General features: G+C 46.4%; 10 protein-coding genes. 3 read left to right on the forward strand and 7 right to left on the reverse strand.

The genetic code is table 11. The features are described 5' to 3' along the window. Nucleotides 1–165: 165 nt before the first annotated feature. Nucleotides 166–2,532, forward strand: coding sequence for a UvrD-helicase domain-containing protein (locus EIH25_RS06110; protein ID WP_124099742.1), 2,367 nt, complete (start codon nucleotides 166–168; stop codon nucleotides 2,530–2,532). An 87-nt stretch (nucleotides 2,533–2,619) separates the two neighbouring features. Here EIH25_RS06110 and EIH25_RS06115 read toward each other — a convergent pair whose 3' ends face one another. The 6 genes from EIH25_RS06115 to EIH25_RS06140 all read right to left on the reverse strand — a co-directional run bounded on the left by EIH25_RS06115 (nucleotide 2,620) and on the right by EIH25_RS06140 (nucleotide 8,983). After that, nucleotides 2,620–3,039, reverse strand: a complete 420-nt coding sequence (locus tag EIH25_RS06115) for a hypothetical protein (RefSeq protein ID WP_124099744.1) — start codon at nucleotides 3,037–3,039, stop codon at nucleotides 2,620–2,622. 9 nt (nucleotides 3,040–3,048) lie between these two features. Further along, a complete protein-coding gene (gene pulA, locus EIH25_RS06120) occupies nucleotides 3,049–5,010 on the reverse strand; it encodes a type I pullulanase (protein WP_124099746.1) in 1,962 nt (653 codons plus the stop codon). Nucleotides 5,011–5,034: 24 nt separating this feature from the next. Beyond that, complete coding sequence (locus tag EIH25_RS06125) at nucleotides 5,035–5,913, reverse strand: phosphatidylserine decarboxylase (protein WP_124099748.1); 879 nt, start codon at nucleotides 5,911–5,913, stop codon at nucleotides 5,035–5,037. A gap of 135 nt (nucleotides 5,914–6,048) precedes the next feature. Continuing rightward, on the reverse strand, nucleotides 6,049–6,678 hold the full coding sequence (locus EIH25_RS06130; RefSeq protein ID WP_124099750.1) for a CDP-alcohol phosphatidyltransferase family protein: 630 nt from the start codon (nucleotides 6,676–6,678) through the stop codon (nucleotides 6,049–6,051). Between the two features lie 55 nt (nucleotides 6,679–6,733). Further along, the gene (locus EIH25_RS06135; protein ID WP_243113104.1) at nucleotides 6,734–7,771 is read right to left on the reverse strand and encodes a lysylphosphatidylglycerol synthase transmembrane domain-containing protein; all 1,038 of its coding nucleotides are present in this window, start codon (nucleotides 7,769–7,771) and stop codon (nucleotides 6,734–6,736) included. Between the two features lie 258 nt (nucleotides 7,772–8,029). Further along, on the reverse strand, nucleotides 8,030–8,983 hold the full coding sequence (locus tag EIH25_RS06140) for a phospho-N-acetylmuramoyl-pentapeptide-transferase (RefSeq protein WP_124099752.1): 954 nt from the start codon (nucleotides 8,981–8,983) through the stop codon (nucleotides 8,030–8,032). A gap of 563 nt (nucleotides 8,984–9,546) precedes the next feature. Between EIH25_RS06140 and EIH25_RS06145 the strand changes: the two genes are divergently transcribed. Together EIH25_RS06145 and EIH25_RS06150 are read left to right on the forward strand one after the other, a co-directional pair. Beyond that, nucleotides 9,547–10,392: a hypothetical protein gene (locus tag EIH25_RS06145; protein WP_124099754.1), complete on the forward strand. Its 846-nt coding sequence runs from the start codon at nucleotides 9,547–9,549 to the stop codon at nucleotides 10,390–10,392. A 225-nt stretch (nucleotides 10,393–10,617) separates the two neighbouring features. Next, complete coding sequence (locus EIH25_RS06150; RefSeq protein WP_124099756.1) at nucleotides 10,618–11,802, forward strand: hypothetical protein; 1,185 nt, start codon at nucleotides 10,618–10,620, stop codon at nucleotides 11,800–11,802. 79 nt (nucleotides 11,803–11,881) lie between these two features. Here the strand turns inward: EIH25_RS06150 and EIH25_RS06155 are convergent, their stop codons facing one another. Continuing rightward, a complete protein-coding gene (locus EIH25_RS06155) occupies nucleotides 11,882–12,481 on the reverse strand; it encodes a cytidylate kinase-like family protein (protein ID WP_124099758.1) in 600 nt (199 codons plus the stop codon). Nucleotides 12,482–12,489 lie beyond the last annotated feature (8 nt).

Raw genomic sequence — 12,489 nt, forward strand, 5'->3', positions numbered from 1 at the left:
CAGTAATATTCGTTCGGAGATGTACTCATTATTATTTTGATAAAACAAAAAAATAAATAATACGTCTTTTCAATAAAACTTTATTGTGCTATAATATCCTTATGCCGAATTACCGCCGCTTTTTTAAGCGCGCCGGCGCGCAAACATGAAAGGGAGATTTATAGTATGCCAGAAAATTATAACCTTCTGAAAAACAAAGCACTTGAAAAATATTTTTCCGGCTTAAATAAAGAACAGCAAAAAGCCGTTTTTAAAATAAATGGTCCTCTGCTTATTCTCGCGGGAGCAGGCAGCGGAAAAACCACCGTTCTTATCAACAGGATCGCCAACATGATATATTTCGGAAACGCCTACGGCAGCGAGGAGGGATACGGGCTTCATTCAGACGACGATCTGCGTTTTCTGAAGGACTATGCCGAAGGCAGGACAGACGACAGCGCACGACTCGCCGATATAGTGGCTTACGAATGTGTAAAGCCCTGGAGTATTCTTGCGATCACATTTACTAATAAAGCGGCGGGAGAGCTGAAAAGCCGTCTGTCGGATATGCTGGGAGAAGCCGGAGGTCAGATAACCGCGGCAACCTTCCACTCGGTCTGCGTGCGCATTCTCAGGCGAGAAAGCGAAAAGCTCGGATACGGCAAAAGCTTTACCATCTACGATTCGGACGATTCCAAGCGAGTTATAAAATCCGCTTTGCAGGAGCTTGATATTTCAGACAAGATGTTTCCTCCCAAAATGCTGCTTGCCGAAATATCTCATCAGAAGGATATGATGATCGGTCCCGACGAATTTCTTGCAGACGCAGGCCAGGATTACCGCCTTACTACCATCGGAAGGGTATATAAGCGCTACCAGCGTAAGCTGAAGGACGCCGACGCCATGGATTTCGACGATATCATATGCAATACGGTCAAGCTGTTCGAGCAGGAGCCGGACGTACTGGATCATTACCGTAATTTATATAAGTATATTATGGTAGACGAGTATCAGGATACCAATATGGTTCAGTTCCGTCTTATTTCTCTTCTTTCGGAAAAATACAGGAACCTCTGCGTGGTCGGCGACGACGACCAGAGCATATATAAATTCAGGGGAGCGACTATTGAAAATATCCTTTCCTTTGAGGATACCTTCTCTTGCGAGCCGGAAACCGACGTTATAAGACTTGAGCAGAACTACCGCTCCACACAGAACATTCTTACCTGCGCCAACGAGCTTATAAAGAATAACATTGGAAGAAAGGGCAAAAATCTCTGGACGGACAAAGGCGACGGAGAAAAGGTGGTCGTCTACAGATCCGCCACCGAAAAGGGAGAATCGGCGTTTATTACCGAAACTGTACTTGAAAACGTCAACAGCGGCAGAAAATTCGGCGATCACGCGGTGCTCTACAGAATGAACGCCCAGTCAAACTCAATAGAGCAGGCGTTTATAAAAAGCGGCATACCCTACCGTATATTCGGGGGACTAAAATTCTACGACCGAAAAGAAATCAGAGATATTACAGCCTATCTTTCCGTAATAAACAATCATTCGGATATGCTGAGGCTCAGGCGTATCATAAACGAGCCTAAGCGAGGCATAGGAGACGCGACGGTCGGCGCTCTGGAGCAGATCGCTTCCGACCTCGGCGAAGATCCGATAAGCGTCATGCTTGATTCTCCCGAGCTAGCTCCCCTCGCCAAAAAATCAAAGACGCTTCATTCCCTTGCTGAAATGTTCAAATACCTTACCGATATTGCCGAAACGCTTTCACTTGAAGAACTGCTGGACGAGCTGCTGAGCAAGAGCGGATATGAAAAATATCTTCTGGAGCAGGGCGAAGAGGGGCTTATGCGGCTGGAAAATATAAACGAGCTGAAATCCACTATGGCAAATTACGAGGAAAACGCCGAAGAGCCTTCGCTTTCCGGATTTCTGGAAGAAATTTCGCTGTACACCGATATAGACAGCTTTGACGAAAGCTCAGATTATGTGGCGATGATGACGATGCATTCCGCGAAGGGACTGGAATTTCCCTGCGTTTTCGTAGTCGGAATGGAGGAAAACATATTCCCGTCCGCCCGCAGCATGGAATCCGAGGCTGACATTGAGGAAGAAAGGCGTCTTGCATATGTGGCGCTTACCCGCGCAAAGGAGCGGCTGTATCTTACCCATGCCGCCGAAAGACTGCTGTACGGCCGCACCGAGCGCAACCGCATTTCACGCTTTGTAAAGGAGCTTCCCCCTGATAACTGCGTTAAACAGGAGGAACAGGGACTTTCCTCTGCGCTGGCTCAGTCAAGCGGCGGCGTTCAGCCGACCCACAGCATGACTCTCCAGCAGCAGCTTGCTCAGAAGCGTTCGGATAAAACAGAAGCCGTAAACGAGATATTCAGTCCCGGAGATCGCGTCCGTCACCGTATTTTCGGAGAGGGAACGGTGCTTACCGCGAAAAGAATGGGCAACGACACTCTGCTTGAGATCGCTTTTGAAAGCAAAGGCACCAAGAAAATCATGGCCAACTTTGCCAAGATAAAAAAAATATAACAAAACAATGCCGGCAGACACAAAAAAGTGCCTGCCGGCATTTGTAATGCGCAAAAAGGCGGCATAAGCGCCCTGTATTTTCTGTGCTCAAGCTCTGCCGGGCTTTAATCTGCCCTCCGCGCCAGCGACTGATACGTCGTAAAAGCTTCTTACATTATCGCTCTCTCCGTCTTTCAGCCTTCTCCATACTTTATTTATGGGATAGACAGCGTTGTCGTTATCCTTTTTCAGAAAAGGTACTCCGTCCTCGTCCGACGACCATGAATAGCCTAAGCCGGCAAGACGGTTGTGCAGCAGCGTCTGACCCAGATACGCTCCGAAAACCACTGCTAAATTCCACAGATAAATATCGCTTGCTCCGCTTTCCCTTGCATATTTTGACTGACCGTCAAGCAGCTGTTCAAGCGAAAGCACGCTGTCGGGAGTGTAATCCAGCGTCCAGCCTCCCGAAGCCGCGGTTTTCACAGCCTTCCGGCATATCTCTGAAATGTTCACGTCGGTCACCATGTCCGCCTCCTAGCCTTTAATTCTTTTAAAAACCATAGCCGAGATCGGAGGCACGTTTACGTTGCCTCTTATCGGAAACTTGTTCATTTTGCCCTGTTCGTTAAGACGGGTATAGAACCTGCCCTCCGGCAGGGAAATGTTTCTCTTTTCAGGATAGGGATTAAATGCCGCTATCAGGCACGATTCATTATCCTCCAGCTTGAAGGCTACAAAGCAGTCGTCTCCAGTATTGAGAAATTTCAGACATCTGCCCACCTCGTCCTTGGTTCTCAGCCTGAACAGAGGATTGTTCCTTCTTACCCTTATCAGCGCCTTGTAGTAATTAAAAACATCTATATTTTCGTATTTTTCATTCCATCTGACCGCGTTAGTATAATCGGGAGCGTTATAGCTGTCATGACTGAATATATTTACCTCATCGGCCTGCTCGCCCTCCGGCAGAAGCCTGGGCTTTGAGCGTAGAAAGTCCTGGCCGAGCTGTAAAAACGGCACTCCCTGAGCCAGAATGATTATCGCCGCCGCCAGCTTATCCATTCTGATCCGTTCCTCTCTGGAATTATGCTTCGCTGAAATTGCAAGCTTGTCCCAGAGGGTATGGTTATCGTGAGCCTCGCAGTAATTTATCGCCTGCTCAGGCTCAAAGGCCCAGCAAGCCTCAGGAGCCATATCGTTCAGCTGCCAGTGAGGTACGGAGCCGGCTATTCCCCTTTTCAGCGTATGGACTGTATTTACGTTTCCGCTTACAAAGCCTTTGTCATAAGGATTGAAGGTCCCGCCCTTGACCGCGTCGCGTATATTGTCGTTGAAAAGACCGACTCTTCCGAACTGATAGGAATTCCATTTGAACGCGAGCAGATCGCTGCGAACAGGGGATTCGCCCCCCGCCCAGCCCTCTCCGTACATAAGCAGCGCGGGATCAAATTTATTCAGCTCGTCCCTTATAATATTAACCGTTTCAATATCGTGCAGACCCATCAGATCAAATCTGAAGCCGTCCAGCTTATATTCCGACGCAAGAAATTTAAGCGAATTAATCATGAATCTTCTGTACATCAGATGATCAGAAGCCGTTTCATTTCCGCAGCCCGAGCCGTTTGAAAATTTTCCGTCCTTGCCGCGGCGGTGATAATATCCGGGAAAGCTTTTATGAAACGCCGATTCCTCGGTATAATAGGTATGATTATAAACAACGTCCATAATAACGCCTATACCGTTCCTGTGAAGAGCCATTATCAGCTTTTTAAACTCGTTTACGCGCTTTGCCGGATTTTCCGGATCGGAGGAATAGGAGCCCTCAAGACAATTGTAATTAAGCGGATCGTAGCCCCAGTTGTACTGCGCTTTATAGGGCTTGCTTTCGTCAACCGTCGCATAGTCGAACACCGGAAGCAGCTGAACGTGAGTTATCCCCAGCTCTTTTAAATGGTCAAGGCAGGTAGCCGCGTCCTTATACTTTGTTCCTGTCTGGGTAAAGGCAGAAAATTTTCCCTTATCCTCCCACGGGATACCGCTGGTTTCGTCGATTGAGAAATCCCGCACATGACACTCGTAAATAACCGCGTCGCATATGCTGTCGCAGCGGGGTCTTGACGCCTTATCCCAGCCGTAAGGGTCAGTTTTTTTCATATCAAGGATACAGCCGCGCTTTCCGTTTACTCCGCAGGCTCTGGCGTATATATCTATCGTTTCGTATTTGTCCTTATTGTCAAATTCGTATGTGAAGGTATAGAAAACCCCCTCGGCAATTCTCAGAAGCTCCACAAACCACACTCCGTGCCAGTGCCTCTCCATAGGCAGAGTTTCAATCAGATTATCTCCCTGACCGTCGGTATAAAGATTAAGGTATACCGCCGTCGCAAGCGGGGACCAGGTTCTGAACTGTGTTTTTCCCTCTCTGAAACACACTCCCAGGTCGTCTCCGTCGTATGCGTTATCCCTGTCAAACTGCTGATAATCCGTTATATTATACATCTGCTCCGCCCCTTGCAATTATATTCATATATTTTCAGACGCTACGCCAAGCATTTCTCCCAGACGGACCTTTGTTTCAAAGCCCTGCCTTGTATTTGTCAAAAGGTCCTTGCATACGTTCACCTTATTTTTCTGAACCAGAAGAATTATTGTTGAACCGCCGAATTCAAAAAATCCCTTTTCCTCGCCTCTTGAAACGGACCTTCCCGCCTCGGAATGGGCATTGGCGATCCTGCCCACCATTGTCGCTCCCACTTCCATCTGAATAATATCTCCGAAGCGCTTGGTTCTTATCATGCAGTATTCTCTTGAATTTTCCTTGTATACGGCAACATGACGGTTTATAACAGGATTGACGGTGTACAACATCCCTTCGATCCTCCTGTTGCGGCTTTTGACTCCGTCGGCACAGTAGCAGTAGCGGTGGCAGTCGTCGACTGAAAGGCGTATTATAAGCGCGGTCCCGCCGCTGTAACGCTTCGCAAGCTTACTGTCGCGCAGCAGTGAATCAACGGTATACACTGAATTTTTTACGACGAACATCTCCGACACGGTTATCTCATAAGCCGAAACCTTTCCGTCGCAGGGTGAAATAAGCACGCTGTCGTCAGTCGTTATCCAGCGCTTTCCGGGCTTGAGCTTTCTGGTAAAGAAATCGTTGAATGAGGAATACATTCTCTCCTCATACTCCGACATATCTATATTGTTCTTTTCCGCAAAGGTAAGCGCCGCTCCTGCGGAAAGCCTGCTTGAAAGGATAACTCCGGCGCACTTTGAAAACAAAGGCAGGGAAAGGAATTTCATCAGACCTCTGCCTGCCGCTGAGGAATAAGCCTGAGCCAGAAATTCGTCCTGCTTCGTTGTCTTTTCATATTCGTTCCCCATTCTGTCGCGGTATTTCATTGCTGCGCCTCCTTAATCGTATTTGATAAACGGCTGCCGAACCTTCAGGCAGCTCTGAGCGTATGTATATTCTTACTTTTCCGGCTTTTCCTTTCCGTTATACGGAAGCGCCGCCGAAAAACCTAGCGTTCTGCGCTAAATTATATGATTGAATTTCAGATATCCTATAAAAATTATCGCTCCCATTGTGAACAGTATCAGTATTCCCTTGATCGACAGCTTCTTGACGTTGATATTGAGCACGAACAATATGGAAATAAGTATCATAAAGCCCTGAAAAACAAAAGGAAAATACCTGGCAGGAATATTCTGACGTCCCAGATACAGCAGCGGAAGTATTATCGCTACGGTCGTTACAGGAAGCCCCTGATACTGCTTTCTGAGCTCGCTGGTCTGACGCTGGCGTTCCTCCTCCATAACGTTAAAATATCCAAGCCTTATAACGGCTCCCAAAACTATCATGATAGCGGAGATCAGCCCCAGTCCGTAGTTAAAGCCGTAATGATAGCCTATCACCGCAGGAAAAACGCCGAAGCATACCAGATCGCAGAGCGAATCTATCTGTATCCCGAACACCTTCTCATGATCCGTCCGGTTTTTCATTGAACGCGCGATTTTTCCGTCAAACAGATCGCATATCCCCGAAAGCAGCAGACATAGAAAAGCAATCGCGTCATGCCCTTCAAAAATCTGCGTTATGCCGTAAACCGACGACGCAAGTCCTATATACGTCAGAATTACGGAATAATTATAAAACCCTATCATTTTAAAACTCCTTATTTTTAAGGCGGCATTCTCCGCCGGACCTTATATCTCCTTATTATTCGGCCGCGCTTTTTCTCATGCATATCAAATGCGCCGCAAACGTCACCGCCGCGCTCATCACAAGCAGCAGATAAAAGCTAAGCCCTCTGCTGAGCAGCATTCCCGAACGCACATACTCGTTTGTAAATATATCGTTAAACATTACGATAAAGCAGGCCTCGGTTATTCCCGCCGCGCCCGGAAGCGGAAGCATTTCAACCGCGATCGCGATCATGGTCTGTATGGCGACGATCTCGGTAAAGCCTGTGCCTGAAAGCCCGTAGGACTTGTACACAACATAGGTGACCGCAAGCAGGAAAAGCCGCTGAACCGCCGTTATGATAAATATATTCACAACAGCCCGTGCATTGCCTTTTATGTACTCGGCGCCGTTCATATAATTATTGCAGATACGTTCTATTTTATCCGTATACCTATTCAGATTTTTCTGCTTCAGAATATGTATCCGGCACAGAAAGCCGGCTATCCTTATTCCCGCGGCTTTTGCCCAAAAGGGTCTGAAAAAAATAAACACAAGGCCTGCAATATAAGCTATATTAAGGATAAAGCCTACCGCCAAAAGCCACAGCCAGCCTCCCGTATGCCTGACGACAAAGCCGTACTTAAAAAGGAAAAAAGCAACGCCGAATATAACCAGCACAGCCTTGTAGGCCACTGTTACCACCAGCATTATAAGCGACGAATACCCGATCTTTATCCCGTCCTTTTTCATGTAGAAAACCTGCGCGGGCTGACCTCCGGAGGACGAGGGGGTTATACAGCTGTAGAAAAAACCTATAAAGCTGTATTTAAGGCACCTGTAGAAAGGAACTCCGCTGCCGAACAATGTAAGCATATATTTAATTATGACCGATTCGCCGCTTACAAAAAAGAATACGAACAGAGCGCCCGCCGCAAGCCATAGTTTATCCGCGCGGTGCAGGTCTGCAAGTATTGATTCAATATCGGTATCTTTAAACAGCAGCCTGAGAGTAAGATACCCTATAACTGCGATAAACAGAACGTTGAAAGCATAGCTCAGCGTTTTCTTCAATTTTCCCGCCCCGTTTCATTCCCCGCGCTTATCTTTATGCCGCAGGTTATTCCTTTGCTTTACACATACAGCTTTCATTCGGTTTCCCGCCGCTTTCCGCAACAGCTCCGCCGCCGTCAGGCCTGTCCGGCAAGCTGAAACTGCCGGATAACAGCAGAAAATGCCGTCATGCAAAGACAAGCAGGCAGAGCATAACGGCAAAACACCGTTCATACGGCGTTTCACGGATCATCAAATAATTTATATCCCGATATTGGCTTACTTCGCAAATAAGTAAAGAGCCGCGAGTGAAACAACTATCTGTGCAATCGTAAATCTGAATACCACCTGAGTATCCGACCAGCCCTTGTTTTTTCTCATATGGTCATGAACCGGAGTCCTTATATTCTCCATAAACCTCTTCATACCCAGGAACCGCCTGCATGAAAGCTTGAGAAGCCCGAGGCCCCCGTCGATTATAAGAACGATGCAGAACGGTATAAACAGCAGAGGTCTTTGCGTCTTGAGCGCGCATACCGCCAGAAAAACACCCATCGCTCTTGAGCCTGCGTCACCCATAAGCAGTCTGCTGGGCGAGCAATTGAACCAAAGATACGCAAACGCAGTTACAAGCATAACAACGCATATCAGATTAAAGTCCGCAGACAGTGAAACCGCCATAAAGGAATACAGCGACACGCAGAATAGCGAGCCGCACAGCCCGTCTACTCCGTCGGAGCAGTTGGTAACGTTGATGCTTGCCCATACAAGGATTATACCCAGTATTCCGAAAACCGCCGCAGGCATTTCAAAGCTCCGTCCGAAAACGGTTATCTCAGTTCCGTTATGATATATATAGTTTGCAGAAATTCCCACGGCAATTATAAGATCCAGAATTCCCTTTTTCAGCTCGCCCCACGGTTTTTCGGCGGCGTCGTCAAGAAACCCCGTCAGCATGGCGGCATAAACCAGTATCAAATATATCAGAAGCTCGGCGTCAAGAGGAACAAACAGCGCCGCGCACAGCGTAAACGCGGTAATCATAACGATTCCGGCGCCCCGCGGTTTTCCTTCGGACAACGCCCCGTTTACCGCAAACTGACGTCCCTGATCCTTAGGAAGCAGGCGCATAAAATATTTCAGCGCAAAAAAAGCTATAAAAAATGTTCCGAGCGCCGTTATCATCAGCGCGATCCTGTAAGAATCACCGTCGCCCATAAGCTTCATCAGCATAAAAAACAATCAATCCTTTCAGATGTGCGGAAAGCCTGCCGCTGCATTTAACTGCCGGCATAAAAGCATACTGACAATTATATTATATAATTATACAACATATAAATTAAAAATGCAAATCCAAATACATGGCATTTTGCACAAATTTTTCGGAATAATATTGTTTAAGCCACAGCAGTAAAAAAATCATGCTAAAGCGCGTTTCTATGTTTCATTCAGGCGTATAGCCCGGTTTTCACATAAAAGCCGCCGGAGGCTTTATAAGGCTGTAACGATCCCAGCCGGCAGCGAAAACTTTACTTAAAGTATTTTCGATAATTAGAGTATATACTATTAATTTTTACAAAATTTTTAACTCATGGCCGTTTCGGCTGCGTTTTTTTTGTGCAATGTAAACGATTTAGCGGACAATAATTTGGTTAAATAGTATCTTGAAAAGTTTTCGAAAATTATGTATTATAATATTTAGTAATAGATTATATCGTTCTATTGCAGGCTATAATGAGTTTACTTAAAAACGGCTTACCGCCGTAAATTAAAACATTATTTAGGAGGAAATTAAAATGAGTATTAAAAAGATTGCTGCAATCATCTGTGCGCTTTCCATGACAACTGCAATGCTCGCTTCATGCGGAGATACAGACGATTCTTCTTCAAGCTCCAGCTCAGCAGCTGATACTGCTTCTTCAGCCGCAGCCGCAGCTGACAGCGCTGCCGAGTCCGTTGCCGAGGAATCCGCTGCTGAATCGGCTGCAGATTCTGCTGCCGTGGATGAACTCGAGGTATGGGAGCCTATCACAGAATTCGCTGGCTATGACGCGTTTCTGATGTTCGGCGATAACGAATGGCTCTGGGGCAACTGGGAAGGCACAGGATATCCTGACGCTACTCAGGCTTTCGGAAACGACGCTGACGTTACCGGCGACGGCGAGTATACCGTTTCTATTACAAACGCTTCTATCATCGGCACAGACGACCTTCCTAACGCTCAGGTTGCTGTAGACGAGAACACGGGTCTTGCGCTTCCGGCTACCGGTTCTGTTGTATTCTGCGTAGATATTACAGGTATCTGCGACGGCACAAAGAACTATAAGGGCGAGGAGATCAAGAAAAACAGTCTTAAGGAAGGCGACGACGCCAACGTCAACAAGGAAACAGCCGGCAAATATGTAGGCGACGAGCTTACAGTTGAAGTTACTTCCATCAAAGCCGACGGCAAGGAAGTTGAATTTGATCCTTCAAAGATCGTATACGGAAATATTGAGGATAATAACAACTGCTACAGAATTGAGATCTACAATACTTATGGACCTACCGCAGAGGATCCTCCGATTGACGTTAACGCGCTTACATTTGAGGAAGAGCTTTCCGTAACATTTAATATCTCCGGTCTGACCGAGGAAGGCTAAATAAAAAATCAAATAATAAACGATCCGGCTTTAAATCAAAGCCGGATTTTTTTGTGCATACTGCTTACTTTTTGCAGCCTGCCATTGTATATACCTCCAAAAATCCTATGCTTGATTGACTTTACAGCCTTTTTGTGATATGCTTTATTCATCGGGGGACGGCACCCATAACAAAAAACAGAACGATAATTTAATATCAAAAAGGTAACGGAGGGGAAGACACCCATGACAAAAAACATTACGGTTACTGACAGGCATGGTAATTTAATCGGAACCACCTACCCAAAAAGGGCTAAGGGGTTAGTAAAGAACGGTCGGGCTGAGTATATCAGCGGCTGTGAAATAAGACTGAATACTCATGCTCCGATCGCAAACGATACGGAGGATAAAATTATGAGTAAGGTTATAGATTTCAATGCAAGAGAGTTTAATTTTGATAAAAGCTGTGATAGTAACGTTGGCTCAAGACTTTTTATCACAGACTGCTCCGGCGAAAATACCGAGGTTTTTGAAATAGGAAACTGGTACTGGGACTGGACGCAGATCATATGCGAAAAACAGCTTGAAAAAAACACAGAATATGTTTTCAGATTCGCCATGACAGGCGGAATCTGCGATACCCGCGACGAAACCTCACAGTTTGTGATCTGTCCTATAGCGGAAGGCGAGAACATCAGCTCCGCCTGGGAAAACAGATATGCATATTCACTGGCGCAGGCCGAATACAAGCCTACTCTCAGCAAACGCTGGGGCAACGGTTTTATCAGGATCTATGAGATTCCATTCAACACATATGACTGCGAAAGGTTTGCGTTTGTGTTTATAGCAATGCACGCGGCGGCAAGGATCTTTCCCGCAAAAGAGCTTTCAGCTTATGCGGATTTTGAGGATCTGAGCTGTGACGAATATTATGCTCAGCGCGCGCAAAACTTTTCTTACGGCGGCTGTCCGGGAGGTTCATTCAACTGCTCCGACGGGGCAAATATGAACTTCAATAATTCAAATATATCTGAAAACGAGCTTGCCGAAGCATTAAGAAGCTTTGGGGACGGCTGCGATATCCAGTTTCAAAACGTTAATATCTGTTCCTCGCAAGGGGATCATCCTGATATTGGTTATATGTCCGACGGAAGCAATTTTGACTTTTCAAACGCAAACCTTACAAGCAAAGCTGTGTCAATGCTTGTAAGCAAGCTGGGCGACGGCTGCAATGTGTGTTTTGCAAACGTAAACGTAACTACCGAAGGAATAGGCAATATGTACAGCGTTGGACATAAAGCAGACGGAGTTTACATCGACCTTGCCAACGCGAGGATTCCCAGAGCGGTCGTCAATCTGATCAACAGCAAGCTGGGCGACGGCTGCAATCTCAATTTGTCCGGGGCAGACATTTATACGGACGGAAATTAAACTCAGCGGATTTTAAACCTTATATAAAAAACGAGGGAGGACTTAACTGTTCTCCCTCGTTTTTTATAGCCTGCTGAATTTATCTGCTGTTCATAACTATCCCCGTAATTATATCGGCGCAGCCCTCATAGCCCAGCTTTCCGCTGTTAAGACACAGATCGTAGGTCTGCATTGACGACCAGTTTCGGGTAGTATTTATATTATAGAAATCCGCTCTTTTTTTATCGCAGCGCTTCAGCGCGTTTTCAACGTCGTCGTATTTTATCCCGTGAGCCTCCATCGCATGGTTTATTCTGCTTTCATGGCTGGCGTAAATAAATACGCTAAGCGTACGGACAACGTTTTTCAGGATATAATCCGCACATCTGCCTACGATAACGCAAGGGCCCTGCTTTGCTATTTCCGTTATAAGCTCCGCCTGCGCCGCAAATATTTTTTCCGTAAGATCAAGCTTTCGATCTATCCCTGTTCTGAACGATAATGAGGCTTTAAAAGGACTCAGCGTCGCTTCCTCGAATTCCTTCAGCTCTTCAGCCGAAATTCCTATCCTGTCGGCAGCCATCTCCAGAAGCTCATGATCATAGCACTTTACCCCCAGGTTGTCGGCAACCAGTCTGCCGATATCCCTTCCTCCGCTGCAATACTGTCTTTCAATAGTAACAACGCTTATCTTTGCCATATGTTTTG

Origin of the sequence: Ruminococcus sp. Marseille-P6503 (assembly GCF_900604945.1) — a bacterium.
Classification (GTDB): domain Bacteria; phylum Bacillota; class Clostridia; order Oscillospirales; family Ruminococcaceae; genus FB2012.

What these genes read in the sequence shown, in the direction of transcription:
- EIH25_RS06110 (WP_124099742.1), top strand. Translation starts at nt 166, where the DNA reads ATGCCAGAAAATTATAACCTTCTGAAAAACAAAGCACTTGAAAAATAT.
- EIH25_RS06115 (WP_124099744.1), bottom strand. Translation starts at nt 3,039, where the DNA reads ATGGTGACCGACGTGAACATTTCAGAGATATGCCGGAAGGCTGTGAAA.
- pulA (WP_124099746.1), bottom strand. Translation starts at nt 5,010, where the DNA reads ATGTATAATATAACGGATTATCAGCAGTTTGACAGGGATAACGCATAC.
- EIH25_RS06125 (WP_124099748.1), bottom strand. Translation starts at nt 5,913, where the DNA reads ATGAAATACCGCGACAGAATGGGGAACGAATATGAAAAGACAACGAAG.
- EIH25_RS06130 (WP_124099750.1), bottom strand. Translation starts at nt 6,678, where the DNA reads ATGATAGGGTTTTATAATTATTCCGTAATTCTGACGTATATAGGACTT.
- EIH25_RS06140 (WP_124099752.1), bottom strand. Translation starts at nt 8,983, where the DNA reads ATGCTGATGAAGCTTATGGGCGACGGTGATTCTTACAGGATCGCGCTG.
- EIH25_RS06145 (WP_124099754.1), top strand. Translation starts at nt 9,547, where the DNA reads ATGAGTATTAAAAAGATTGCTGCAATCATCTGTGCGCTTTCCATGACA.
- EIH25_RS06150 (WP_124099756.1), top strand. Translation starts at nt 10,618, where the DNA reads ATGACAAAAAACATTACGGTTACTGACAGGCATGGTAATTTAATCGGA.
- EIH25_RS06155 (WP_124099758.1), bottom strand. Translation starts at nt 12,481, where the DNA reads ATGGCAAAGATAAGCGTTGTTACTATTGAAAGACAGTATTGCAGCGGA.